The following is a 667-nucleotide window of genomic DNA, read 5'->3' as shown; positions in this document are numbered from 1 at the left end:
TGGATCAGGCAGGTCGTCTGAAAACACAGGTTTGGCATTGCGAAACCGAATGCAGTGTCTGCAACATGGTCGGTTTTAGGTTTTCAGACGACCTGTGTGATGAACGGCTGGCTCCCGTGTTTTAATGAGTATTTTTTGTTTGACTTGTCTTTATATCGATAGATTTGCAGATTGGTTGACCTGCCGCCCTTGAAAGAATTGATTTCATAGGTAATGCCATCATACACAGCGCGCGTGCTGATCAGCTCTTCATTCAGCGGCTGTTTCTGTTTAAAGGCTTTGATGTTTTGGATATGTTTGTCCAACAGGTTTTTAAACAAGTTGTCCGGTTTGTTTTTATGGTTGATGGTGGAAATGATTAAATCGGGGATGGTAGTATCTTGAAAGATCAGGCCGTTATACCCAATCAAAGCATCCACACCGTCTACCTTGTTATTGACATGATATATATCGACACCGTACGGACATTCCGGATTGGCAAAGTCTTTTAAAACTATTGTTACAGAAAAAAGATTGGCAAGGTAGTCAGCGGCGCTATACATGTTTTTCTTCCCGAAATTTCTTTTAAAGATTTCGTTATTGCTGTTTTCGATAAAGCCTAACTCTTGCAATTTGGGGACAATCAGTTCTTTGTTCATGGGGATAGGCAGGCGTTTAACTGCCTCGA

General features: G+C 41.5%; 1 protein-coding gene. It reads right to left on the bottom strand.

Going from position 1 to position 667, the window contains the following annotated elements:
* Nucleotides 1-83: 83 nt before the first annotated feature.
* On the bottom strand, nt 84-667 hold a 584-nt coding region (locus tag HMPREF1028_RS12900), incomplete at its 5' end, for a hypothetical protein (RefSeq protein ID WP_009313219.1).

This window comes from Neisseria sp. GT4A_CT1, assembly GCF_000227275.1.
GTDB lineage: Bacteria > Pseudomonadota > Gammaproteobacteria > Burkholderiales > Neisseriaceae > Neisseria.
The sequence above is the reverse complement of the archived record's forward strand: the minus strand, read 5'-3'. Positions and strand labels throughout refer to the sequence as shown.